At 33.3% G+C, this 22,615-nt stretch carries 29 protein-coding genes and 1 tRNA gene; 11 read left to right on the top strand and 19 right to left on the bottom strand.

Going from position 1 to position 22,615, the window contains the following annotated elements; genetic code table 11:
- The first annotated feature begins 18 nt into the window (after window positions 1-18).
- A complete protein-coding gene (locus ACW8TM_RS01750) occupies window positions 19-1,281 on the top strand; it encodes a replication factor C large subunit (protein ID WP_491531547.1) in 1,263 nt (420 codons plus the stop codon).
- Here ACW8TM_RS01750 and truA read toward each other — a convergent pair.
- The 7 genes from truA to ACW8TM_RS01715 all read right to left on the bottom strand — a co-directional run bounded on the left by truA (window position 1,276) and on the right by ACW8TM_RS01715 (window position 6,376).
- Window positions 1,276-2,124, bottom strand: coding sequence for a tRNA pseudouridine(38-40) synthase TruA (truA, locus tag ACW8TM_RS01745; protein ID WP_491531546.1), 849 nt, complete (start codon window positions 2,122-2,124; stop codon window positions 1,276-1,278). The genes ACW8TM_RS01750 and truA overlap by 6 nt on opposite strands.
- A complete protein-coding gene (gene moaA, locus ACW8TM_RS01740) occupies window positions 2,100-3,035 on the bottom strand; it encodes a GTP 3',8-cyclase MoaA (RefSeq protein ID WP_491531545.1) in 936 nt (311 codons plus the stop codon). Before moaA ends, truA begins: the two co-directional genes overlap by 25 nt.
- Window positions 3,035-3,799 carry a molybdopterin-guanine dinucleotide biosynthesis protein B gene (gene mobB, locus ACW8TM_RS01735; protein WP_491531544.1) on the bottom strand — a complete coding sequence of 255 codons (765 nt, stop codon included), beginning with the start codon at window positions 3,797-3,799 and terminating at the stop codon, window positions 3,035-3,037. Before mobB ends, moaA begins: the two co-directional genes overlap by 1 nt.
- A gap of 3 nt (window positions 3,800-3,802) precedes the next feature.
- Entirely contained in the window at window positions 3,803-4,246 is a 444-nt protein-coding gene (gene moaC, locus ACW8TM_RS01730) for a cyclic pyranopterin monophosphate synthase MoaC (RefSeq protein WP_491531543.1), read from the bottom strand.
- Window positions 4,243-4,536 carry a winged helix-turn-helix domain-containing protein gene (locus ACW8TM_RS01725; protein WP_491531542.1) on the bottom strand — a complete coding sequence of 98 codons (294 nt, stop codon included), beginning with the start codon at window positions 4,534-4,536 and terminating at the stop codon, window positions 4,243-4,245. Before ACW8TM_RS01725 ends, moaC begins: the two co-directional genes overlap by 4 nt.
- A complete protein-coding gene (locus ACW8TM_RS01720) occupies window positions 4,529-5,731 on the bottom strand; it encodes an ORC1-type DNA replication protein (protein ID WP_491531541.1) in 1,203 nt (400 codons plus the stop codon). The genes ACW8TM_RS01725 and ACW8TM_RS01720 overlap by 8 nt, the downstream gene beginning before the upstream one ends.
- Window positions 5,732-5,860: 129 nt before the next feature.
- Window positions 5,861-6,376, bottom strand: a complete 516-nt coding sequence (locus ACW8TM_RS01715; RefSeq protein ID WP_491531540.1) for a THUMP domain-containing protein — start codon at window positions 6,374-6,376, stop codon at window positions 5,861-5,863.
- A gap of 192 nt (window positions 6,377-6,568) precedes the next feature.
- Here ACW8TM_RS01715 and ACW8TM_RS01710 point away from each other — a divergent pair, with 192 nt between their 5' ends.
- Window positions 6,569-6,757, top strand: a complete 189-nt coding sequence (locus tag ACW8TM_RS01710; protein ID WP_491531539.1) for a hypothetical protein — start codon at window positions 6,569-6,571, stop codon at window positions 6,755-6,757.
- A gap of 367 nt (window positions 6,758-7,124) precedes the next feature.
- Here ACW8TM_RS01710 and ACW8TM_RS01705 read toward each other — a convergent pair whose 3' ends face one another.
- The 3 genes from ACW8TM_RS01705 to ACW8TM_RS01695 all read right to left on the bottom strand — a co-directional run bounded on the left by ACW8TM_RS01705 (window position 7,125) and on the right by ACW8TM_RS01695 (window position 8,707).
- Entirely contained in the window at window positions 7,125-8,099 is a 975-nt protein-coding gene (locus ACW8TM_RS01705) for an MBL fold metallo-hydrolase (RefSeq protein ID WP_491531538.1), read from the bottom strand.
- Window positions 8,096-8,512, bottom strand: coding sequence for a winged helix-turn-helix transcriptional regulator (locus ACW8TM_RS01700; RefSeq protein ID WP_491531537.1), 417 nt, complete (start codon window positions 8,510-8,512; stop codon window positions 8,096-8,098). Before ACW8TM_RS01700 ends, ACW8TM_RS01705 begins: the two co-directional genes overlap by 4 nt.
- Window positions 8,513-8,633: 121 nt before the next feature.
- Window positions 8,634-8,707: transfer RNA gene (locus tag ACW8TM_RS01695), tRNA-Gly, on the bottom strand.
- A gap of 398 nt (window positions 8,708-9,105) precedes the next feature.
- On the opposite strand from ACW8TM_RS01695, the gene ACW8TM_RS01690 reads away from it, so the two are divergent.
- The gene (locus ACW8TM_RS01690; RefSeq protein WP_491531536.1) at window positions 9,106-9,861 is read left to right on the top strand and encodes a creatininase family protein; all 756 of its coding nucleotides are present in this window, start codon (window positions 9,106-9,108) and stop codon (window positions 9,859-9,861) included.
- On the opposite strand, the gene ACW8TM_RS01685 is transcribed toward ACW8TM_RS01690, so the two are convergent.
- Window positions 9,844-10,635 carry a class I fructose-bisphosphate aldolase gene (locus ACW8TM_RS01685; protein WP_491531535.1) on the bottom strand — a complete coding sequence of 264 codons (792 nt, stop codon included), beginning with the start codon at window positions 10,633-10,635 and terminating at the stop codon, window positions 9,844-9,846. The two genes, ACW8TM_RS01690 and ACW8TM_RS01685, sit on opposite strands and share 18 nt — an antisense overlap.
- A 55-nt stretch (window positions 10,636-10,690) precedes the next feature.
- On the opposite strand from ACW8TM_RS01685, the gene ACW8TM_RS01680 reads away from it, so the two are divergent.
- On the top strand, window positions 10,691-11,701 hold the full coding sequence (locus tag ACW8TM_RS01680; RefSeq protein WP_491531534.1) for an alcohol dehydrogenase catalytic domain-containing protein: 1,011 nt from the start codon (window positions 10,691-10,693) through the stop codon (window positions 11,699-11,701).
- A gap of 35 nt (window positions 11,702-11,736) precedes the next feature.
- Here ACW8TM_RS01680 and ACW8TM_RS01675 read toward each other — a convergent pair whose 3' ends face one another.
- Window positions 11,737-12,726: a methyltransferase family protein gene (locus ACW8TM_RS01675; protein ID WP_491531533.1), complete on the bottom strand. Its 990-nt coding sequence runs from the start codon at window positions 12,724-12,726 to the stop codon at window positions 11,737-11,739.
- 165 nt (window positions 12,727-12,891) lie between these two features.
- Here ACW8TM_RS01675 and ACW8TM_RS01670 point away from each other — a divergent pair, with 165 nt between their 5' ends.
- The 3 genes from ACW8TM_RS01670 to ACW8TM_RS01660 are packed head-to-tail and all read left to right on the top strand — an operon-like array spanning window position 12,892 to window position 13,618.
- The gene (locus ACW8TM_RS01670) at window positions 12,892-13,146 is read left to right on the top strand and encodes a HEPN domain-containing protein (protein WP_491531532.1); all 255 of its coding nucleotides are present in this window, start codon (window positions 12,892-12,894) and stop codon (window positions 13,144-13,146) included.
- A gap of 5 nt (window positions 13,147-13,151) precedes the next feature.
- On the top strand, window positions 13,152-13,283 hold the full coding sequence (locus tag ACW8TM_RS01665) for a HEPN domain-containing protein (protein WP_491531531.1): 132 nt from the start codon (window positions 13,152-13,154) through the stop codon (window positions 13,281-13,283).
- Window positions 13,265-13,618 (top strand): nucleotidyltransferase domain-containing protein, encoded by a 354-nt coding sequence (locus tag ACW8TM_RS01660; RefSeq protein WP_491531530.1) that lies wholly within the window; start codon window positions 13,265-13,267, stop codon window positions 13,616-13,618. Before ACW8TM_RS01665 ends, ACW8TM_RS01660 begins: the two co-directional genes overlap by 19 nt.
- Before the next feature lie 194 nt (window positions 13,619-13,812).
- On the opposite strand, the gene ACW8TM_RS01655 is transcribed toward ACW8TM_RS01660, so the two are convergent.
- The 3 genes from ACW8TM_RS01655 to ACW8TM_RS01645 all read right to left on the bottom strand — a co-directional run bounded on the left by ACW8TM_RS01655 (window position 13,813) and on the right by ACW8TM_RS01645 (window position 16,239).
- Window positions 13,813-15,375 (bottom strand): sister chromatid cohesion protein PDS5, encoded by a 1,563-nt coding sequence (locus tag ACW8TM_RS01655; protein ID WP_491531529.1) that lies wholly within the window; start codon window positions 15,373-15,375, stop codon window positions 13,813-13,815.
- A gap of 226 nt (window positions 15,376-15,601) precedes the next feature.
- Complete coding sequence (locus ACW8TM_RS01650) at window positions 15,602-16,009, bottom strand: type II toxin-antitoxin system VapC family toxin (protein WP_491531528.1); 408 nt, start codon at window positions 16,007-16,009, stop codon at window positions 15,602-15,604.
- A 2-nt stretch (window positions 16,010-16,011) separates the two neighbouring features.
- Window positions 16,012-16,239 carry a hypothetical protein gene (locus ACW8TM_RS01645; RefSeq protein WP_491531527.1) on the bottom strand — a complete coding sequence of 76 codons (228 nt, stop codon included), beginning with the start codon at window positions 16,237-16,239 and terminating at the stop codon, window positions 16,012-16,014.
- Between the two features lie 288 nt (window positions 16,240-16,527).
- Between ACW8TM_RS01645 and ACW8TM_RS01640 the strand changes: the two genes are divergently transcribed.
- Window positions 16,528-16,674, top strand: coding sequence for a hypothetical protein (locus ACW8TM_RS01640; protein ID WP_491531526.1), 147 nt, complete (start codon window positions 16,528-16,530; stop codon window positions 16,672-16,674).
- 628 nt (window positions 16,675-17,302) lie between these two features.
- On the opposite strand, the gene ACW8TM_RS01635 is transcribed toward ACW8TM_RS01640, so the two are convergent.
- The gene (locus tag ACW8TM_RS01635) at window positions 17,303-17,575 is read right to left on the bottom strand and encodes a hypothetical protein (RefSeq protein WP_491531525.1); all 273 of its coding nucleotides are present in this window, start codon (window positions 17,573-17,575) and stop codon (window positions 17,303-17,305) included.
- A 165-nt stretch (window positions 17,576-17,740) separates the two neighbouring features.
- On the opposite strand from ACW8TM_RS01635, the gene ACW8TM_RS01630 reads away from it, so the two are divergent.
- On the top strand, window positions 17,741-18,481 hold the full coding sequence (locus ACW8TM_RS01630) for a nucleotidyltransferase domain-containing protein (protein WP_491531524.1): 741 nt from the start codon (window positions 17,741-17,743) through the stop codon (window positions 18,479-18,481).
- Complete coding sequence (locus tag ACW8TM_RS01625) at window positions 18,474-18,917, top strand: HEPN domain-containing protein (protein ID WP_491531523.1); 444 nt, start codon at window positions 18,474-18,476, stop codon at window positions 18,915-18,917. The genes ACW8TM_RS01630 and ACW8TM_RS01625 overlap by 8 nt, the downstream gene beginning before the upstream one ends.
- 559 nt (window positions 18,918-19,476) lie before the next feature.
- Here the strand turns inward: ACW8TM_RS01625 and ACW8TM_RS01620 are convergent.
- Complete coding sequence (locus tag ACW8TM_RS01620) at window positions 19,477-19,740, bottom strand: hypothetical protein (protein ID WP_491531522.1); 264 nt, start codon at window positions 19,738-19,740, stop codon at window positions 19,477-19,479.
- Window positions 19,741-19,807: 67 nt separating this feature from the next.
- Between ACW8TM_RS01620 and ACW8TM_RS01615 the strand changes: the two genes are divergently transcribed.
- Window positions 19,808-20,161, top strand: a complete 354-nt coding sequence (locus tag ACW8TM_RS01615) for a winged helix-turn-helix domain-containing protein (protein ID WP_491531521.1) — start codon at window positions 19,808-19,810, stop codon at window positions 20,159-20,161.
- A 1,231-nt stretch (window positions 20,162-21,392) separates the two neighbouring features.
- On the opposite strand, the gene ACW8TM_RS01610 is transcribed toward ACW8TM_RS01615, so the two are convergent.
- Complete coding sequence (locus tag ACW8TM_RS01610; protein ID WP_491531520.1) at window positions 21,393-21,647, bottom strand: hypothetical protein; 255 nt, start codon at window positions 21,645-21,647, stop codon at window positions 21,393-21,395.
- Complete coding sequence (locus ACW8TM_RS01605; protein WP_491531519.1) at window positions 21,644-22,312, bottom strand: hypothetical protein; 669 nt, start codon at window positions 22,310-22,312, stop codon at window positions 21,644-21,646. Before ACW8TM_RS01605 ends, ACW8TM_RS01610 begins: the two co-directional genes overlap by 4 nt.
- Between the last annotated feature and the right edge of the window lie 303 nt (window positions 22,313-22,615).

Here is a 22,615-nt window from a genome sequence, read left to right as displayed (position 1 = left end):
GTATTGGGAGGATGACTAATGAGTTCAATTGACCTCTTATGGGTGAATAAGTATAAGCCAAAGAAATTTTCGGAGATAATTGGTAACCGTGAATCTATTTCAGAATTTAGATCTTGGCTTGAAAAGAGACTAAAAGGTGAGCCAGTTGAGAAAGCTGCTTTGCTTTGGGGACCTCCAGGTGTTGGTAAGACATTAACTGTTGAAGTAGCAGCTCTAGAGTACAATTTAGAGTTAATTCAAATGAATGCTAGTGATGTCAGAACTGCTGAGCATGTGAAGCGTATTCTTGGGATGGCTTCTCAATATGCTTCTTTATTTGAAACTAGAGGTAAGATTATATTGGTCGATGAAGTTGATGGTATAAGTAGGACTGAAGATAGAGGTGGTCTCAAGACAATAGTAAGTCTAATCGATGAGGCACTTTTCCCAGTAGTTCTAACTGCAAATGATCCATGGGATCCAGCATTTAGATCTCTAAGAGATAAATGTAAAATGATTAGATATAATAGAATTAGGTCCCCTACTCTAGTTGCCTTTCTGAAGAAGATATGCTTAAGGGAGGGTATTAAAGCCGAGGATAGTGCTTTAAGGTTTATTGCAAGAAGAGTTGAAGGTGATGTAAGGTCTGCGATAAATGATTTACAAGCGGTAGCTCAAGGTAGAAAAGTTTTAACTCTATCTGATGTTCAGTGGCTTTCTATTAGAGATAGACAGTTTGGTGCTTTTGAAGTTTTAAGAGGAATTTTTGCCGCAAGGACATGTAGGGGTGCTAAAGCTGCTTTTGCTCAATCTCTTGTTGACTATGAAATGCTTATGCAATGGATTCATGAAAACTTACCATTACAATATACTTCACCTAAAGAGCTTACAGACGCGTACGACGCATTATCTAGGGCAGATGTCTTTCTAGGTAGAGCTAAACGTTCTCAAGCTTGGACTTTGCTTAGCTATACTATTGATTTGATGACTGCTGGTGTGTCTATGGCTAAAAAGGAAAGATATCGCTTTGTTAAATATCAATTTCCTCAAAAATTGAAACTGTTAAGTCAAAGTAAAGAGGTTAGGGGAGTTAGAAATGCTATATGTACGAGAATAGCTAAGAAGTGTCATGTTTCACGTAGATCGGCGAGTTCCGAGTATCTTCCCTACTTGAAGTTTATATTTGAAAACAATGCTGTTATTGCTGCTGGAATTGCTAAGTGGCTTCGTCTTGACGATTTCATGATTGCTTTTCTAGCTGGAAGCTTTGAAAAGGCTAAGATGATTGCAGCTCACTTATAATTTAAATGTTGTTAATGTTTTTGTAGTTTCTAATAATTTTAAATAAACTTTATTGAATTCCGAGGAAATAAATTTGGATAGAATGTTTTTGTTTATGTTTTCTCTTAAAACTCTATTAATCTTTTTAACTGCATGTTGATTTACTTTAAAATTTAATTGATAGAATACATCTACTAAGAATAGGTTTTTGGCTGGTGCAGGCATAATTCCTCTTGGTGGAGTATATTTTGGGTTCAATAGTTTTGTGAATTCTTCTAAACTCATTTCTCCTAACCCAACACTTATGACTGCAGTAACAGTTTTTCTAATTAATCCACGTGCAAAACTTGCGCCATAAAAATCAAATAATAAGAAACCGTCCTTGCTTCTATTTATAGTTGCAATATAAATTCTCCTAATAGTCGATCTACTTGCTTTATAGCATAAGTTCTTGAAATTATGTATACCTACAATTTTCTTTATGGCTTTTCTTGCATCATCCAAGTTGACTCCAGGGTCTTCAATTACGTATTTATAATGCCTATATACTGCTTCTCTTCTCGCATTAAATTTTAATGGTACTTCTGTATAAGCCCACAGAACTATGTCTGATGGTAATTTGTTATTCATTTTCTCTAAGTCAATTTTCTTATTTGTTGTGAATGCTATTGTTTGTCCAATTGCATGGACTCCTCTATCAGTTCTACTTGCAGCTGTATACTTGAAATTTTCATTTATTAAACTTACTTCCCTAAAAACTTTCATTAATTCCCCTTCAACAGTAGGTACGTCTGGTTGTCTCTGAAACCCAAAATAGTTATCTCCTAAATAGAATACTTTTATGGCGTAACGTTTTTCTTCCAATATGGCTCCCTTCTCTTAGCAGCTTCTAGAAATGTCCTTTTTAATTGACTTTCAGTTGCTCCTTCTCTTATTTTAGATAAAATGTCAACTAGATTGTTATTTCTCATTAGACACGGTTTTAGCTTACCATCTGCAGTTACTCTCATTCTAGTGCAAGCTGCACAAAAACTTCCATTTTCTAGGGGTTTGACTACTTCAACTTCTATATTGCCAGGTAGAAAATACTTCCTTCTATTTTGCATGTTTTTTCTAACTATAATTTTAGATGCTTTCTTTCTAAGTTCTTCTTCAATTCCATCTAAATTTACATGTAATTCTCTAAATTTTTCGTAGCTTATTCCTATAGGTTCCAATTCTATTAGTTGTAGTATCACTTTAAGTTTTCCAGCTAGTTTAATCATTTCATTTATTTCGTTTTCATTTAACTTTTTTAATATAACCATATTGATTTTTATGGGTCTCATTCCATTTTTCATCGCTTTTTTTATGCCTCTTATTATTTTTTTAGGTTTGATATTGGATCCCGTTATTTCTGAGTATACTTCTTTATTTATTGATGGAAGACTTACATTTAATCTTGTGAGTCCTGCCTTAGATAAAGGGGTTGCTTTTTCTTCTAATAATGATGCATTAGTGGTCATGGCTAAATCCTTTATTCCATTTAAACTTGATAGCATCTCTACAATTTCTATTATATCATCTCGTATGAGTGGTTCTCCTCCCGTTAATTTTATTTTGTTTATTCCGAAGCTTGCAGCTATTTTTGAGATTGTGTATATTTCTTTTGGTGTCATTTCCATGGTGGTGAATACTTCTCCCTCTCTATGACAATAGATACAGTTAAAGTTGCATCTATGAGTAACTGTGATTCTCAGGGAGTGTAGTGGTCTTCCATAGCTGTCGTAAATCATTATTGTTCACGCTTTAGTTCTATCCTTATGTTTTTATATTTTTTATTGAATCCCTTTAGTGAAGATAGAAATCCTTCAATATTCTTCCGGCATACTAATTCTACATATGGTTTGATCTTTAATTCTCTTCCATCTATAGTTATTTTTACTCTAATTTTCATTGGGCATTCTTCAAGCTTCTCGCCATATATTACTGCTTCAGCATATTTTATGCATTTACGATATCCACATAAACCACAGTTAAGCTTAGGTAATTTTTCATAGATTTTAGTGATAGCATCTTCCAATATTTTATTTGCAATATAATCAACATCTTTTATCATACATGTCTCTAGGTCTTTATACTCGTCATTTATAATGTCTTTTATTTCTTCATTTTTGCATACTATGATAAATTTTGAGTTCAATTTTTCTATTAATTCAAGGTCATTATAGTCTTCCACTATGATTATTTTAGGATATTCTGACTCTTTGAATCCTTCAATTAGTATTATTCCATGTTTAGGCATGTATTTTTTAATTAACATTTCTATATTTGTTTCCCTTAAAATTAAAGCTGCATCCTGAGGAGACACTGCTAAGGTTATTTTAGCACCCGCACTGAGATGTCTATTGGTGTCCTTTTCAGCTAAGTCTATTCTTTTTGAGCTTTTCTTAACTGTATAGACTCTAATTCCCTTTTCTACTAGTTTCTCTATTATCTTCTCTATTAACTTTGTTTTCCCAATTCCTTTCCTAGCACCAACTACACAGTATACTTGCATTGATTATTTTTTCATTTTTAATTCTACTTTAATGTTTTCTATAACTGTTTCAGGATATTGGCCTTTTTCATCCTTTTCATACTTTTTAACCATATCCCATATGGTTATGAGTGCAATAGCTGTTGAGACTAGTGCCTCAATTTCCACTCCAGTTTTTCCATATGCCTTAACTGTACTTATGACATCTATTTTATCTTCCTTAACATTTATGTTTACTTCTATTTTTGTTAATGGTATTGGATGGCATAATGGTATTAGTTGAGGTGTTTGTTTTGCAGCCAATATTCCAGCTATTTTTGCAGCGGCTATAACATTTCCCTTTTCTATTTCATTACTTAGTATTTTCTTAATGGTAGTTGACTTCAACTTTATAGAGCCCTTAGCTATTGATGTTCTCAATTGATTTTTCTTGCTTGATATGTCTACCATTCTTATTTCATTTTTCATTTTGTTTCCTCCAATAGTTCTTCAATTCTATTAAACATTTCCTTTATGACTTGTGCAATTAAATTGTCTTCATTAAACTTAAATATACGTATTCTCCCAAAGCGTTTTTCAATGACAATCTTTGCTTTACATAGTTCTTCCAGATGCTCTTTAACTGATGTGTGACTTAACCTAGTTTTTCTTGCAATTTCTGAAATATTTAGTTCTCGATTTTTAATTAAGATTCTAAGTACTCTGACACGTCCCTTAGATGAAAATATTTTTTCAATTATGTTTATAGTTCTATGCATTTTCTCTTCCTCCAACAAGCTTTGAGATTTCCTTTTCTATAGTTTCTATTGGTATTTCAGCTAAGCCTATAGCAGTGCTTCTTCCTCTAGGTTTTACATTGAAGACGCTTGCTCTTATTAATCCGAGATTTTTTAGGTTTTGAATGTACTCCCATAACTTTGTATGTCCTCTTGGTTTTTCCTCCATTTCCTCACATACTAGCCTATATGTTTTTTCAACATCACTTATACTTACATAGGGTGTATCCCTTGATTTTAATGTTCTCGCGATGGCTAGCAGCAATATTTTCTCATGGAGTAGAAGATTTTCTAGGACTTCAATTCTAACAAAGGGATGAATATCAGATGCAGCTTTCCTAACATGCTCTAGCAATACCCTCCTATAACCCTCAATTTCAGCATATTTTGCAGCTCTCCAAAGAAGCTCCAATGCATATCTTGCATCTCCAATCTCTGAGGCTATATCTGCAATAAATGTTATTACATTTTCATTGACAACATTTTCTTCAAATGCCTCTTTAATTCTAGCTTCTAAAATGTCTTTTAATTGTTCTCTAGTGTATGGCTCAAATCTAATGATATTATGCATTAATGTGCTTCTAGTACTTCTATCTAAAGCAGGAAGAAATGTTGTTTTCCTAGCAATAAATATAAAGCTAATTCTCTGGGGGAGGTTTAATGTCTCGTCAGACATTCTAGTCAAATCATATAATGATTCTTCTCCAGCTGTTCTAATGAAATAATCAACCTCATCTAATGTTACTAGTGCGTATATGTCTTCTTTTTGAAGATAATCCCAAATTACGTGGAATAGTTCCTGTGCGGAAAGACCTCTCTCTGGAAAGGTTGGTATTAATTTTCTTATTATGCGATTTAAAACCATATATAATGTCCTGTCCTTATGGCAATTAACATGAATATATTCTAAATCTATTTCCCTTCTTTTCACATGTTGTGAGAAAACTTTTCCAAACAATTTGGAGGTTGCAGTTTTACCTGTACCAACAGGACCAATGATCAAGACTTTCTGACATAATCCTCCTGGATTTTCAATCATGAACCTAAAGTAATTGGCTAAAATTTTCAATTCTTTTTCTCTGTGAGGGAGATTGGAAGGAACATAGTCTATTGATAGCTTGCTTTCATCTTTAAATATTGATGGTTTTGAAAGTTCATTTTCAATTATCTTGGACAATATTTCACCAGTCACCTATATTAAATTCTTCTAATTTATAGATTATGTTCATTTAAACAAATTATTAGTAGAGAGATAAGTGAAAGTAATATTGATTAAAACTGCATAATGTCATAGCTTAATCCATTTTTAGCACAAAAATTCCTTTCTTCTCCAAATGTAATTTTTAGGGACTATGCAAATTCCAGTTTCTTCACCTAGGATTTCAAAATCCACAATATATTGGGGATTTTCAATTGATACCTGCCATTTTAATTCGCTAGTCAGTCTTTCTGCTATTCTCCTAATAACTTCACTACGTGACTTTACAACTCTGCCTCGCCTACTTCCTTCAACCCTAAATGTAACCTCCTTTAATTTAAGTTTCCTAGCCAATTTAACACATGCTTCTGCTATGACTTCTGGCGAAGCTTTAACCCATAGTTGAATTGGAACAATTTTATGAGTCAAGCTCACAAAGCATTCTCTCATAATTTCGATAATTTCAAGTGGTTTTAAGCTAGATATGATAACTATTATTCCAGGAAATTTTGTTTTAACATATTCAACATTATTATCATATGGGAATATACAGTCTAAAATCTCTATACCTGCTCTATCCTCCTTAGACACTTCAACTGATGCTACCGCTACGCGTTTCTTCATTTTCTTCGAATATTAGTCTAATAGGTTTTGGATGATTTATATTGTTGCATGGGGTTTTCCTATAAAGTTCTAAAAATATCCTAAAAATTCAGTAGATGGAATAGTCAAAATTAACTTGTTTAAGTAATTTTCATGAACAATTCTCTTTCCTATCTTTTGGTTCTATTTATAGAATTTTCGGAGGTTTATTATATGCCTTCTTCTTTAGAGAATCATCTAGTGTTACGAGTACACCAGTTTATGATTGAAGCTAGATATGTCGGCTATGACATAGTTGGAGAGATTGCGAAGGGAATCAACCTACTATTAATAGTTGTGAAGCACGTAAATATAGTAAGAGTGAGTTTTACTCACGGGAAGTTAAGATTATCAGGAAAGTGATTTTGGAAGAACTGTTAATCCATATAATCCATACGATGAAGTGGGGTAAAATAAAAATTAGTTTGAGAAGATAAGTCAAGAAATTGTTGGTAATTGTAGATGTAATAGGCCTATTATCCAAATTTAAAACGATTCGCACTAATTATACAACTAATCTATATAATTGAGAATTTTGGATGATCTGTTAATATTCACATATCGGGCCTTAATCATTCAGAGATTTTATAAAGGAAGGGTCAGCACTCAAGATCCAAATCATTCTCATGAATAGGTCATAGGGGCCAGAGTCATCATCCCAAACATAGTTTAGCCAGATTAACTAATAAATATGTCCATAAGTTATTCTTGCTTATAGATAGTTACATTTTTATAATGGTGGTGGAGTTATTCTCCTTTTATTTCTTGGGAGTTTTGTCCAGTTAATGAATTCTTTATTGGGACTTTCTTTTTTATATAGTTCTCTTCTTATACTTTCAAGTAGATTATTCTTTTTTCCTAGATACTCGGCTGCTGTTAAAATTTTATTTCCAGTTTGTTTTGCCTTTTTATAAAGTTCTTCAATGTGTTTTTTCCATTCAAGATCTCTTAAGAGATGATGGTCTAATATTGTTATTGGAACTTGATTTAGTATGGTTTTTAGGTTGTCTATTGCTGACTTTAGTATCTCTGGTTTTGCTTTGTATTGTGGTAGATAGGTGGGTGGCCCCCCTATGATTAAGATTTTAGGTGTATTTTCTTGGATGAAGTTTAAGGCTTCTTTTTCTATTGGTCCTTGAACATCTGATGCAAAGATTACTTTATCTCCATTATATTCAACTAGTATCATTAAAACCCATCCTAGAGGTGTGTTGGCTTCGCCATGCCACATAGGTTTGCTGACTTTAATTGTTGTCTCACCTATCTTGAAGGTTTTATTGTCTGCTATTTCAATTTTCCTAGCTAGTTTTCCAACTAGCTTATTGAAGATCCATCCTCTTTTTCTCTGGCTAAAATTAATGTGGTCTCTATAGTCTTTTACGAATAATATTTTGTCTTTATAGATTTCTTTTGCCTCATCTAATATATTCCATGTCCATGTATAGTCTGTATACCCGAGGGGTGTGTAGTGATCAAGGTGATAGTGACTTATAATTAAAATTTCACTTCCTCTAGCATATTTCAAAACTTTTCTTCTCGCGTTAATTAATGCTTTGTATTCCTTTGGATGGGGTAGTAGTCCAAATCTTTTGCCCAGTGATACTCCTGGGTCAATCATTATATTAGTGTTTGGGGTTTCAATGAATGTACACATTGATCTAACGCCTAGGCTTTCGAAGGCTAGTGGTTTAATTTTTACTTTCAAGGTTTAGTCCTACCAACTCTTCCAGAAGTGTCACCTATACTTTTAATTAGTCCCTTTCTTTTTAATTTTCTAATTATTTTTCTAACTTCTTTTGGTTCAATGTTTAGTATTTTAGCTATTTCATTAACAGTTATTTTTGGTTCATTTTCAAGAAGATTAAGAACTTTATCTTCAATGTTATCTTCAATTGTTGATTTTATCTTAATAAACTTAATATATCCAATGGAGGTTCCTGGTATAACTGTTATGGTTTCTTCACTCTCACTATCACTGACTTCTTCTAAAATTACATTTAAGTAGTCTGGATCTACACTGATAATTCTGCCCATAATAATTCTACCGTCAATTAAATGTACTCTAACAAGGGAACCAACCATGCTAGATATTTTTTCAATGTATTCTTCAGCAGGCACTCTACAACCACTCTCCAACTAATCATACTTAACACAAACAAATAAAGAATAGCCTTTTAAACATTATTGTTCTTTTCACTTCTTCGACAATATTGATGTTATTTTAATTGCTGAAAGGTAATGCGGCGGCCGGGATTCGAACCCGGGCTGTGGGCTCGGGAGGCCCATGTCCTGGCCTGGCTAGACGACCGCCGCTTTATTTTGGGGGCTCCTTCTAATGCCTTCCTATCATTATTCATCTTAACTCTGACCAGTCATTGCCCCCTATTACTAAAATACCTTTCAGTTGAATAAGTCTTTCTTTAGTTTTCTCATTATTTCTAATATTTATTTTTACAATGTTTAGGTAGGGTTATGAGTATATGTCCTATAATTGTTATGAATGGAGTAGGTTTTCTATTTATTCAGCTACGTTTTTAGTCTTTTTCAGAGATTTAAATTTCTTTCACATTTGTTGTACTAAGAATTCTTACTATAAGTATTAAGTAAGATTCATTAAAATATATCCAGTTAAGACTCGGTGTAGATCTAGCTAAATAGTTATTTATTAATAGTTTTCTAGAAATGTCTAGGAGTAGGTGGCCTTGGCTTTAATGCTTGAAAATTTAACTTGGAGTGAAGTTGATAAGCTTGATAGGGATAAAAGTGTAATTATTGTCCCGGTTGGGTCTATTGAGCAACATGGTTATCATTTACCCTTAAATATTGATTATATTCTACCATATCGTTTTGCTTTGATGGCTTCAGAAAAAGTTAAGGATTTCAGCTTAATAGTAGTTCCCCCAGTGACCTATGTTTGCTCTCAACATTACATGGCGTTTCCTGGAACTATATCATTGGAGCCTGATACTTTAAAGCTATTGATTAAGGATATTTGTAGAAGTCTAATATCTCATGGGTTTAAGAGAATAATTATACTTAACGGTCATGGGGGAAACGTTGCTCCCCTACAAATTGCGGCGAGGGAACTGAGAGGTGAATTAAAAGCTGTAATTGCATTAGTTAATTGGTGGGAGCTTGTAGCAGATGTTATTAGAGAGGTTAGAGTTTCAAAAATTATGCATCATGCAGGTGAAGTGGAAACTTCAGTTGCTCTGGCTCTTGGATTAAGAGTCATATCTGATAAAATTATCGACTTTATTCCAGAGTCTTTTTCAGATTATTATACTCTTGACTTATTATCTCCACCACCAAGACTGATGGTTTTTGGCTGGTTGAAAAGAAGGAATGGTGGTGGTGTTATTGGTGAGCCTAGTAAGGCTAATAAGGCAAAAGGAGAGCTGATTATAAGTAAAATAGTTTCGAGATTGATTGACTTAGCTGAAAAATTGTTAAGAGTCAAAGTTTAATTCATTTAATGCTTCATCAACACTCATATTTTCATATATTATTCTACCTATTGCTCTAATCATTTCATTTGGATTTTCATGTTGCCATATATTTCTTCCAAGGGCTACTCCAACTGCACCAGCTTTAATTGCTCCTTCAACCATTTCTAAAACTTTCTTTGTATTGTCTATTTTTGGTCCACCTGCTATAACTATTGGAACTGGGCATCCTTTAGTAACTTTCTTAAATGTTTCAGTGCTTCCAGTATAGTATGTTTTTATAATGTCTGCACCCAGCTCAGCTCCAATTCTAGCTGCAACCATAATATACTTTAAATCATATTTATCTTCAATTTCTGGTGCCGGAATCATTTCAGCTAATAGTGGAATATTCCACTCCCTACACTTTGAAGCTATTTTACCGAGAGTTTTAAGTGATTCTTCCTCTTCATTTCCGCCAATATATCCCATTGCTATAACTGCATCTGCCCCGATCTTAACTGCATCTTCAATTTCAGCAATTTGCCTAGTTATTCCCTTACCATATATTGTTCTTGCTCCATCAATCCTTAAAATTATAGATTTTCCATATGTGCCAATTAGGTCAGCGTATAGCTTAGCTATTCCTGGGCACAGTATTATTGCATCAAACCTTTCACTAATTATTTTTTTAATTGTCTCGCCAATGTTAACTATACCTTCAATTGGTCCAGTGAAGTTGCCATGATCCATTGCTACAATAATAACTCTTTTCTTTAATCCTAATATACGGCTTAATCTAAAATTTCCCTTCATTTCCAATCAATGAAGTTATTAAGTTTTAAGCTTAATTTATGCTTTGGTGATTAATTTGAAAGCCGCGCTCCTTTATGGTCCAAATGACATTAAAATTAAAGATATTCCTAAATACAGGGTTAAGAGAAATGAAGTTTTAGTTAGGGTAAAAGCATGTGGAGTATGCCAAGCTGATATAAGACTATATCTAGGTGTGAAAAGTAAGTGGGTTCCCCGATACCCTATAATTTTAGGGCATGAAGTGGCTGGAATTGTGGAAGATATAGGTGAAGATGTAAATAACATCTGTGTGGGGGATAGAGTAGCAGTCGATATGATGATTCGATGTGGAAGATGTCATTACTGTCTAATTGGTAAAGATAATTTATGCGAGAATAGAGGTCCATTTTATGGTGGATTTGCTGAGTATACAAAGGCACCTGAAAGAAACATATTCAAAATTTCTGGCAATCTAACCTTTCAAGAAGCTTCATTAGCAGAACCCCTTGCATGCTGTATAAATAGCGTTGAAAAATTGAATCCACAATATGGTGAAATTTTCCTAATAATTGGAGCTGGTCCAATGGGTCTTCTCCATTTACAGTTATTAAAGTTGAAAGATGTCTCAGTTATAGTAAGTGACCTGATTGATGAAAGATTGAAAGTAGCAAGAAAACTTGGTGCAGATGAGATCGTGAATCCACTCGAAGAAGATGTTAGAAAGAAAATAGAAAAATCAACTAACAAAAGAGGGGTTGATGGGATAATAGTTGCTGTCGGAAGTGAAAAGGCAATAATTCAGAGCATAAGCCTAGCTAGAAAACTAACTAGAATAGTGTTTTTCGGAGCAATATGGCCTAAAACAGAAATCTCTATAGACCCCAATCTCCTTCACTATAAGGAAATAATATTAACTGGAGCACATGGAAGAACATTAAAGCAATTTCTACAAGCAGTAAATCTTCTATCAATAAAGAAGATAAATGCAAGGTCAATAATAACTCATACATATCCATTAGAAAAAATTGAAGAAGCCTTTGAAACAGTAATCAAGAAAATTGGATTGAAGACTGTCATTACCATGTGATTTTGTTAAGATCAAAATTGCTTAACATTATTCTATTATGTGAATGGCCATGAAATCCAACCATAACCTGGAGGCCAATTTAATAGTAAAAATGGAAGTGAGCTTAAAGTCAATATTATAAAGTGAACTAAGAGTATGCAGGCTATTTCCCTAAGATTTTCTGGATGGTCTTTTTTAATTACTAGTTTAACTGGCCAACTTATAATATTTGAAACTTTTTTGGGGAGAGGAATTAAGAATGATGTTCTACTTTGATATTTAAGATAGTCTTCTCCAAGTTTATTTATCATTAATGCCTCTTCTCTTAAAGCTATAGCGATTATTGTTAGAGTCGAGATTATCCAAGGAAGACTTGGCCCTGGATTATAGCCTCCTTTGGGGAATGGTTGGAGAGTGCCCAGCAACATTAAACCATAACTCCAAACTATAAAGCCTAAATATTGAGGGTGCCTTGAATATCTGTAAATCCAGAAGTCAATTAAACTTAAGCCATTGAATTTTCCGTAAAGCCAGGTGGTGAAGCCTAAGGTTAATATACAGTATCCAAGCCCTATCATGATGTATGAAAATAACACTCTAACATCTATTCCAATAAGTGAGAATAAGTAAACTACTACCATATATGGTAAGTAGGCTATATCTCCCAGCATCAAAAGTTTAGGATTATAATCCAATAGCGGTATCCAAATAATTCTCAGAATACCTAAACCAGCCAAAAAGAACATTGAATATGCAAAGCTTCCAAAAACTGGAAGAAACAATGTTAATGAACCTAAAAAAGTCAATCCAGCTTTATCAATTAGAAATCCTAATAAGACTAGAAAAATAACTATAAAGAAGCATAAATAACCTACAGGCCTCACATGCATCATAAACTCTTCAATACGCTCAAATTGAAAACCTAAGTCGGGGAAATAACTAATCAACACTTTGTTTACAATGGTGATTAAACTTAGAGTAGTATAGGTTAGTGCGATAGCAAAAATAATTGAAAAAAGAAATGCAGTCCACACTAACTTATCCATAATTAATCGCCAATAATTACTATGTCAAGTTTAACACTAAATACTATAGCTTCGAACACATATTCAATTAATTAGAACACTCCTTAAACTTTCATATAGTTCTAACTAGAAATTCTACTATAAGTATATCAAATACAAGCGAGTATATTTTGATTGGAGGGATTGATGACAAACTATTACAGAGCTTTCCTAAAAAGAAGGGCACTAGCTTTCTTAGAAAGTGCGAAAAGCGACTTTATGCGAGAAAGTTATGACCTAGTTTTATTTCATGTAGAGCAATTTATACAGTTATACCTTAAATATCTACTATTTAGGAAGATAGGAGATTTCCCTAGAACACATTCGCTAATACATCCCATGAAAGATGTAATGAAAGTTTATGGCGAAAGTCTCCTAAAAAATTTTATGATGAAAACCTAGAGACATTGTATCTACTCAAGGAAGCCTATATAACTTCAAGATACCTACCAAGACAATATGACAGAGAAATAGCTGAAAGAATCCTTAATTTCTCAGAAAAGATTCTAGAGGTGTTTAAATGGCTAGAAAAACATTAATAGACTTAAAACTTGAAACCATGAGAAAATGGAAAAAATATTATATAAATACTAAACTCTACCTAGAAAGAATAAAGAAAATTGTCAAGGAACATGATAAATCAGCAAAGATATTTCTATTCGGAAGCCTAGTAAAGGGGGCTATGAAACCAGACAGCGACATAGATGTATTAGTAGTATCAAGACTAGCAAAAAGTATTAGAAATCGGCTAAAAATAAGGATGGAAATAGCAAGAGAAATTGGAGACTTAACACCCTTTGAAATACACATCATAACTCCTGAAGAATATGAGGGATGGTATAGAAAATTCATAGACAAACAGGTGGAAGTATAAAAATTGAAAACTTAAATTGCAATTTGAATAATTGTACTCATATTTCGATGCTTAAGTTCTTCTCCTAAATCATTATAAATGTTGAAATTGGATAAGCGGCCATTATTGAGGCTACTTAAAGATTCCTTTGTATTGTTATAAACTTTAGAAGGGAGTTTTTTGACTATGAATTAAGAGGTGACTAAAATTTTAGGCTATACTATTTTCCCTAAACTTAGTGCAGCTGTATTCTTCACTCTTTGCTCTCTATCTTCAAGTAACTTTACCAGCCTTGGTAATATGAAATCTCTAGTTTCTGGAAGGTAGTTCACAATTTCTCCTAATAGTGAAGATGCCTCCATTCTGATAAGTCCATCTTTATCCTCTAGGAGTTTTAATATTTTTGGAATATACTTTTTTTCATCCTTAGGGAAGACTGAAACTAAGTTTTTAAGTGCTAGAATTGATCGAACTCTTACATTTGAATCTTTATCTTCTAAGAGTCTAGATACCTCATCTAAAAGATATTTGTCAATATTGGAATAAGGAAAATTGGAGACCATGTGAAGAACAAATGCCGCGCCTCTACGGACATGTATGTTTCCTTCTGCTACTCGATCAGAAACTTCTTCAACTATATCACTTACAATGTCAGGGGCAACCATTGAGACTAAACGAAGACTCATAGCTGCAAATCCTCGTACAACTTTGTTCTTGTCTTCAAGCATCTTAAATAATTTTGGCATTAGCGCTTCAACGTGTTTAGGTGAAATTGTAGCTACATATCTTAGGCTGAGTGCCGCAGCACCACGCACTGTGTCATTTCTATCGCTAATCAGCTTTATTAGTTCAGATGTCAAAGTCTCCGTTAACTCGCTTAAACTATTACATATCCTACCTAGAGATAAAGCTAGAAAGGCTCGTACATAGGATTCTCTGTCTCCTACAAGACTAATCAGTTTAGCTATGTATTTCTTCACTAAATTTGGATGTCTAACTCCTATTTCACCAATCAAGTACACTGCAGATGCACGTGCAAAACCGTTTTTCGAATTCAATAACTCTTCCATATTGGGCAATATTAATTCCTCAGCAAGTTCAGGTGAAACATGAGAAAGTCTAGCTAGTATGAGTGCTATTTCCCAGCTCATTGAAAGATCTTTCACCTTCTTAATGACATTAATCAGTGGAGAAGCTGTATCTCTAAGTATAGCTGGGGAACTGAGACTTATACGACTAAATGAAACTATTAGCTCAGGCTTCTTCTCTAAAAGTTTAACCATAACCGATATCACATCTCTAACTAGGATAGGTGTTCTAAATCCTATTTCCCCAAGAGCAAATGAAGCACCAGCTGAATGAAGTTTATGTTTTCCTTCAAGTAGACTAATAATTTCACTCATTAAAACCTTCAAATGTTCTGGCGCTACAGTGGCAATTCTTCCTAGAAGACCTGCAGCATAAAAAACCATAACTGGATCCTTATGTCTAAGAAGTCCAACAACTTGCTTAACGAGTTCTTCATGATATTCAGGAGAAATTGAAAACAAACCCGAAAGAATGAAGGCACATCTCGTTCTCACGCGTATATTTCGATTATTCAGCAACTTCGGTATTTTCGGGAGAAGGTATTCTCTAATTAGCCATGGAGAGATGGAACATATAGCTGTAATTGAGGATACAGATGACATACTTTCACTCAGGTTTTTAGAAGCCATTAACGAGATATGTTTCTCTAGCTCTTTTTCCTCAGGACTCTTCTTTCTCCTCCAAAGCATTATAATCAACACATAAAAAAGTGAAAATAAGCATATTAACTTATTGTAACAAATCGGATATTATTAAAAGTATAACCTGTACATCAAGTTAGCGTCTAGAATAATTGAAACATCAGACTAAAACTTATGCCGATATAATCAACCTAAAATATACTTCACTTAACCTTTTACTGTCTTTAGTCAACAAAATATTTAGAAGTATAATTGTTAGAGGCTTAATAAAGTTTTAAGATTTGTATTTGGAAGCTAATTCACTACTAGTAATTATTTTTATGTGTTTTGATGCTTTATCTTTAAGTCTTTGATCGTCAGTTACAAGTATAAATTTATTTTCTATGGCAACATGTAAATAAGATGCATCATATATTGTGAGATTTTCTTTAGAAGCTAGATTAAAGACTTCTTTCTCTATACCCCTTATGGATATTAACCTAATTACATTGAATATACTACCTATAATATCTATAAACAACAGCGCAGTATCTTTATCAATTTTCCCTAATAATTGATACTCTTTCCATATGGCATTTAGAGATTCATAAAGGGCTAAGTCAATAGTTGCTCCATCAGCAAACGGTCTAACTACCCCTCTCTTAATTAAATTTATAATTGAAGTGGCATCAAAAAGATACACAGCTACTTTCTCTCCCTATCTTCACGTATAATTTCGACAATCTCTTCATCGGATATGTGAATGACTCTTTCACTTAACTTCTTAGCCTTCTCCTCAACTTCATCAAGCATTCGTCTTTTCACCTCATCCTCTAAAGCTCTCCTGATGATAGGACTAGGCTTAATACCATACTTATCAAGCAATTTCTTTAACTTACGAGGAATCTTAGCAGAAACAGTAACATACCTCACAAGTACCACCTAGAGATATTACATTTAGGTAGACTCTTATAAGGTTTACTGATATTGATAAAATAATCTTGTAATACCGTTTAAACATTCTCAATAACGCTTTCTTCATTACCTCGAATACTTCCTAGTTAATATAGCTTCAACAATATCATTTCTCTCTCAGAGTATGTCTGCTATTGAAAGAACTAAGGCATTATTTGCGGACAATCGTGCTAACAACAAATCAACAATAGTAATATCAACTGGTATAACTTCAAATAAAATTTGACATGTTAATTGTAGATTCAATTGGAGTCTATGATTAATATAGGCTTCATGTATGAGGCTGAGCTCTACGACTTAATTGTAGGTGAGGGTGAAACTGTTCTCTTAATATCTGATGTTCATGGAAGGATTATTGAATCTGGATTCGAGGAGTTTATAAGTTTTATATAAATTTCTCCAACTCATTTGGTCTTGCTTGGCGACTTCTTCGACTTTAAATATGGCGACTTTTCAACTAGCCAGCTAGACTCACAACTCAGGTTGCTTCATGAAATTAACTCAGTTGAGCTTCAACGCAAAGTTAAGGATATTTGGCTTTTAAAGGTGATTAAAAATGTATCTGATTGACACCAACATTTCCTTAAAGTAATGCTTTCAAGAAAGAGAAAGGAGGAATGCAAACTTCTTTTAAGAATGCTCAGAGATGGAAAATTAAAAGGAATTATAACAGATTTCACAATACACTCCATAATAGTCTTGCTAGATCATTTTAGAAAATTAAATCCATTAAAAATTTTTAAGCCTAACAGCCTACAAGGGACTATATATACACTACGTCTTTAATTGATGAAATAAAAGCCATTAAATAGGTCGAAAAACAATATCGACATAGATGATGCAATTCAATACTTCACGCCCAATCAATCAAAGCCAAAGCAATAATATCCTTTGACAAACACTCTGATAACCTAAAAATACCCGAATAGACCAAAACAAATAATTGAATCTCTCTGAATGTATAAACTCACTTAATATCTCTCTTATATTTAAGAATCTTAGCGATATTGTTTATGGATTTTTATTCATAGTACCAGTCATAATATACATTAAAGTGTATGTCGTAGTTTGCTGTAGGATTCCATACTGAATGAGAATAGCGGGCTGGATACGACCAAGTATAACTTGTATCCCAAGCCGGCGTCTCAGAATAAAGGTGGTATACATACCAAATTAATGGATCATCCCAATTCCATAATCCCACACCAATACGAGGAGTATCATTTAACCCACTCACAACATTCCAATATGTAACGCTCTCAAAGACAGAAACACCTTCAATATAAAACTTCATATCACGATGAGCACAGCCTGAGACAATGTTACTTCATATATTGCAATTTAAAAATGCTCAACCCATAAATGAACTAATATTATTCACTCTTAATTGTAAAGTTTACTTTGAGGAAATTGATATTTCAGGTTAACTATTTATATAGGTTAACAATTAGTTTACTTAATGTGGATTCCAAGGTGGCTTGGAGAAGCGTATGCTAAATTATATGTTGAATTTGGTTATAGTCCATTTAAATTTAAGGATGCAAAGTCGATTTTAAATTTAAATGAAGATAGGGTGAAGGTGATTTTAAGTAAACTTCACACTAAGGGTATTTTAACTATATTTGATAGGGGTAGGCCTAGGATTTATAGGTTAATTTCACCTGAAAACTTTCTTTTGCTAGCATCTGGGAAAATTAGGAAGATGGAAATTAGACAGGAGAGATATGTTCCATTAATTTATGAATGTTATAGAGTTTTAAGTGAGACTATTAATTTAACTTCTCTGGTACTATATGGATCTATTGCTAGAGGAGATGCATCTAGGAATAGTGACTTAGACTTACTTGTAATTTCAGATGATTTTGAGGGTAGTTTAGGGAGAAGAGTTGAATTTCTAGTTAGAAGAGTTAAGCCAAGGTTGAGGGGAGAATTAAGTCTTTTAAGGAGATATGGATATAACACTTTCTTAAGCTTTTATCCGTTAAAATGTATTGAAGCTAAAAAATTTCCAATAATTCTGCTCGACATCATATGGGATGGAAAAATAATTTATGATAGGGGTTGTTTCTTCGAGAAATTGGCTCTAGAATTAAAATCTAAGTTGATGAAGTTTGGAGCGAAGAGAATGAAGGTGAAGAAGGGTTGGTATTGGATTTTAAAGGATAAGTATAAGCCATTAGAGGTGATTCCATTTGAGTAAACTCATTAAGCTTGCAAGCTCATTTTTAAGGCAAGCCAAAAGTAGGCTTAAAGATGCAAGGGAAGCCCTAGATGAGGGAAACTATCCATACGCTCTAAGGTTAAGTCAGGAATGCGTAGAGCTATCCTTAAAGGCAGCATTGAGACTTGTAGGGATTGAATATCCAAAGGTTCATGATGTATCAGATGTTTTGATAGAGGTGAGAGATAGATTTCCAGAATGGTTTAACAGAGAGATAGACTTCATGGCTAATGCTTCTACAATACTAGTAGCTAAAAGAGAACTAGCATTCTATGGTGGGGAAGAGGATCTTCTAGCACCAGAAGAAGTAATAAGTAGAGAAGAGGCAGAAGAAGCAGCATCCTTCGCAGAGAAAATTTTCCACCTCTGCGAAAAGCTTCTATCACTCTATAAACGCAGTAATGATTCTTCTTAAGGAGTTTAACTCGCTTTTTCATAGGTCAATATGAACTGGTTAATTAATGATACTTAGGTGATAATATACATGCTGTTTTTGTAAAAATAAAAAGAGGGGAGAAATAGGAGAAAGAAAGTCGAATTAAACAGTAGAGACATCTCTAACATCTATGCTGTAGGGCGGAATTTTAAATGTGCATCAACTATCCACCTCTAAACAGCGAGATCATAAATAGAGAAGCAAAGGTTTTATCAACCATTACCGCCATGGGAGGTAAAGCTAGGTTCTTTAGATTAAGGAAAATCACTAGATATCATCAAGAAGTGATTTTTATGGAAAGATGAAAAAGGAGTTTACCGCATATGCTGTAAAATACTACGCAACCAAAAGAGACTCAAAAAATATTGCATAAAAATTCACAATAATTTCTCAGTTATGAGGGTGGGAGCTCATAAACATCTGTTATCCACTATTTTTCCTTCAAGATAGAATTACTATATAATATTTATACTGAGCATGATGCTTATTGGGAAGAGTTCCTCTTGATGCTCTTAGTTATATTTAATAGGAATGCAAATTAAATTGATTTTATAAATTCTATTACTTCTCTACTTCTTGCTGGATTTAGAGATATTGCCTTTCCCTTCTTATGGAATAAAATATAGCCTTTTCTTACTAAATTTCTCATACATTTTCTCACTCTTTTGCCATTTCTTCCAATTTTTCTTCCAAGAAAATTTACCAAGGTATCCGTTGGAAAGTAATATGATCCCCATCTCCCCTTCTTCACTAAGAATTCTATTATTGCTGCCTTAACCTGTTCATCAGTTAAATATTTCATAGTACACTAATAAAACTTTGAAAGTAAATATTTAAATACCCTAACGTTAAATGCTTATTTGATCTCTATGGCTAAAAAAGTCAAGTATAAAGATATGGATGATTCAATTCTCCTAAAAGTCTTTGGACGGTCACCGAAACTTAGGATACTCGATATATTCCTTACAAATCCATACTTTGACTTCAGTAAAAATGAACTTGTAAGAGAACTTGGAATGAGTAAACAAAACCTCTACAAGAATCTTAAAGACCTAGAAGAACTTGGCATAATCAAAATTTCAAGAAAGATAGGAAGAGCTACAATGTATAGAATAAATAGAGAACACCCATTAGTAAAGAAAATCAATGAACTAATAAATGAAATTTCCATGCAAATAGCTAGATTAGAAGCTGAGAAAATGTATGTTCAAGCAGAAAGTTAATTTTCATTAACTATTATCCTCCTCGCAAGAGGATAGGTTATCTGCGATTACACTTGTAACAATTTTATTATATAAGCCTACTTAAATCCATGGAGTATGTAACGTAGCTCGTAGATACGATATAGATGTAACCCTATGTAAAACCTTCAGGAGAGTAATGAAAGTTTAATAATTATGTTACTCTGGTTCTCCATCTAGTAAGTCTATGTAAATTTCCAGTTAATTTACTATTTCCTCTCGATTGTTTATGCTTTATCCTTAGCATAGTAATCTTAATCCTAAATCTCCTAATGGTTTGAAATGTTTCAAGTTAAATACGTAGAGTTTATCTTCAGAGTTTATAGTGGTAGTAGCTATCATGACATCTGTTCTGCAGATCATCACTCCCTTCTTTTAAGCTTCCATTTCCAGCTTAGCGGCAAGTTCTGCATCCCTCTCCATTTGACTTATCGCTGGAAGTCTAAGACATCTTCTGAGGCCTGATACTCGCACATTTAAGAAGACCATAAAAGTATTTCATATAAATTGATAACTGTAATAGTAAGGCTCTCTCCCCCACTTATTATTCGTTCTAATGCCTCATCATCCCTCCTAGACTTCTTATCAAATCAATTATTGGTTATGAGTTATCTTTAGTAGTAGGTTTAAATCGTTAGTATGCTCCATAAGATCAACGAGAACCCAATAACAATTAGAAAGAGTAGAAATATAATGAAAATGTAATATGCCTTGCCCTAAAAATATATGATTAATCGGCCTAATTGAATTTTAGGGATAGGTCCATAGGTTATGGGTCCAATGCTAATAATCACCTTTTTCGTTTGCGCTATAAATTCTGGTAATGTAAAGATTAATATTAGTACTCCAAGTGTCAATATTGAAATGTTGACTATCATTATTGATTAAACCTCTCACCTTTCTACTTCAATTATATTAATTAAATTGTATTCATAAATATGTTAATCATTCTTAATCTAATAGTGTTTCATATAGTAGAAATTAATCTTATAATAAAATTCCATTGAATTTAAAGGTTAAACTTTGATTAACAGAAAGTTTTTGTTTTCTCCGATAATATTTGTATACGGTGAAATATTCGCCCCTTAAACCCTTAAATTCTGATACAGAAATTCTGTAAATATCTATTAAAACTATATTCTTTTTAGAAGTCTTTTTTCATTGTCTTAATGCTCATTACTTGGTAATTTCATATGCTTCTAGTGCACGTGTTTCATTGTCTTTCCATTTCTTTGTGGATGTTGCTCTGCTTTAAGGTTACTGTTTTAAGAAGTGATTGCCTTATTCTAGGATCTCTCCACATCTCCCTATCTCTCTCGAATGATTCCTCCAGCCACCTATCTCTTATCTCAAACCATTTCTCACCCATTTTCTTAACCATCTCAGCATTCCATCTAGCTTGACGTATAATGTCCTTTAGGTTCCTCTTCCTATCTTCCATTATGCTTCTTCTAAGACTAATTTTCAAGCATGCAGCGCCTCCAAATTCACGTTTAATTCTCTGCACCATTTCTCAAGTTCTTTAAGATTTATTACCTGTTTAAATAGCTCATAAAGGAATACTGCATCACCTATATCCTTGTCTGAGCCCAACCATAGCTTGTATGCTATTTGTAGTTCTAGTTGAGCTATCCTCATCCTGAACTTGTTATTCAGTATTACTGTATGGCTATGCCTAATGCTGTAAAGGTGATGTCTTCCCATCCCAATCTTAAACTCTATGTTTGGCAATATAATATCCTTATATGTAAACCTAATACTATATCCTAGGTGCAAGTACTCCCTGTAAACTCTTCTTAGGGAGCTCTCCAATGAGATTTTTCCTTGAAGTAGCTTGAAGCCCGATTCCCTAAGGTATATGCATATTTCTACGAACTTATCCTCATCTACGTCCTGAACTATAAAATCTATATCATCACTTCTCCTAGACCTACCGAAGAGAATTGCGACGTATCCTGCTACAATACTATAGTTTACATCTAACTTCTCCAGAACAGCGGCAAACCTTGTAGCTATCTTGTCCTCAATTGTGAGGCTCTTTTTTGAGATATAGATCTCCCTAATAGCCTTATTCACCAATATATTCTCACTTATAGGGATAACGATAGTTTCATCCCTCTTCACATCTATCATGTACTCTCTAACCCTCTACTGCAAACCTTTAAGGATTATTTCTACTAAAACTACGGTTGAACTAATATAAATAGACATATCACGTAGTGTTTCATGTACATGAGGTGTTAAACTATTGACAGTTAGTTTTTAGAGAAATTAAAAGATTAATCAAGGATAAAGCTTCATAAGTCCACAGTCCAATAATCAATCTAAAAGTTAGATTTAGTAGGTTTTTACATTTGGATAGATTAGTTGTCGAATTGATTAGATAAACATAGTCAATTATTACAACTTATATCTTGTCTTGATATATCTGTTAAA

The sequence above is a fragment of the Candidatus Culexmicrobium sp. genome (assembly GCF_058356305.1).
This window is presented reverse-complemented; position numbering and strand designations above follow the sequence as displayed.

Excerpts from the sequence above, each read along its gene's own strand:
- ACW8TM_RS01685 (WP_491531535.1), bottom strand. The coding sequence starts at position 10,635 with ATGAAGGGAAATTTTAGATTAAGCCGTATATTAGGATTAAAGAAAAGA.
- ACW8TM_RS01630 (WP_491531524.1), top strand. The coding sequence starts at position 17,741 with ATGTGGATTCCAAGGTGGCTTGGAGAAGCGTATGCTAAATTATATGTT.
- ACW8TM_RS01670 (WP_491531532.1), top strand. The coding sequence starts at position 12,892 with ATGACAAACTATTACAGAGCTTTCCTAAAAAGAAGGGCACTAGCTTTC.
- ACW8TM_RS01660 (WP_491531530.1), top strand. The coding sequence starts at position 13,265 with ATGGCTAGAAAAACATTAATAGACTTAAAACTTGAAACCATGAGAAAA.
- ACW8TM_RS01710 (WP_491531539.1), top strand. The coding sequence starts at position 6,569 with ATGCCTTCTTCTTTAGAGAATCATCTAGTGTTACGAGTACACCAGTTT.
- ACW8TM_RS01715 (WP_491531540.1), bottom strand. The coding sequence starts at position 6,376 with ATGAAGAAACGCGTAGCGGTAGCATCAGTTGAAGTGTCTAAGGAGGAT.
- moaA (WP_491531545.1), bottom strand. The coding sequence starts at position 3,035 with ATGATTTACGACAGCTATGGAAGACCACTACACTCCCTGAGAATCACA.
- ACW8TM_RS01725 (WP_491531542.1), bottom strand. The coding sequence starts at position 4,536 with ATGCATAGAACTATAAACATAATTGAAAAAATATTTTCATCTAAGGGA.
- ACW8TM_RS01615 (WP_491531521.1), top strand. The coding sequence starts at position 19,808 with ATGGCTAAAAAAGTCAAGTATAAAGATATGGATGATTCAATTCTCCTA.
- ACW8TM_RS01750 (WP_491531547.1), top strand. The coding sequence starts at position 19 with ATGAGTTCAATTGACCTCTTATGGGTGAATAAGTATAAGCCAAAGAAA.
- ACW8TM_RS01655 (WP_491531529.1), bottom strand. The coding sequence starts at position 15,375 with ATGCTTTGGAGGAGAAAGAAGAGTCCTGAGGAAAAAGAGCTAGAGAAA.
- moaC (WP_491531543.1), bottom strand. The coding sequence starts at position 4,246 with ATGAAAAATGAAATAAGAATGGTAGACATATCAAGCAAGAAAAATCAA.
- ACW8TM_RS01675 (WP_491531533.1), bottom strand. The coding sequence starts at position 12,726 with ATGGATAAGTTAGTGTGGACTGCATTTCTTTTTTCAATTATTTTTGCT.
- mobB (WP_491531544.1), bottom strand. The coding sequence starts at position 3,799 with ATGCAAGTATACTGTGTAGTTGGTGCTAGGAAAGGAATTGGGAAAACA.
- ACW8TM_RS01690 (WP_491531536.1), top strand. The coding sequence starts at position 9,106 with ATGCTTGAAAATTTAACTTGGAGTGAAGTTGATAAGCTTGATAGGGAT.
- ACW8TM_RS01635 (WP_491531525.1), bottom strand. The coding sequence starts at position 17,575 with ATGAAGTTTTATATTGAAGGTGTTTCTGTCTTTGAGAGCGTTACATAT.
- ACW8TM_RS01620 (WP_491531522.1), bottom strand. The coding sequence starts at position 19,740 with ATGAAATATTTAACTGATGAACAGGTTAAGGCAGCAATAATAGAATTC.
- ACW8TM_RS01605 (WP_491531519.1), bottom strand. The coding sequence starts at position 22,312 with ATGATAGATGTGAAGAGGGATGAAACTATCGTTATCCCTATAAGTGAG.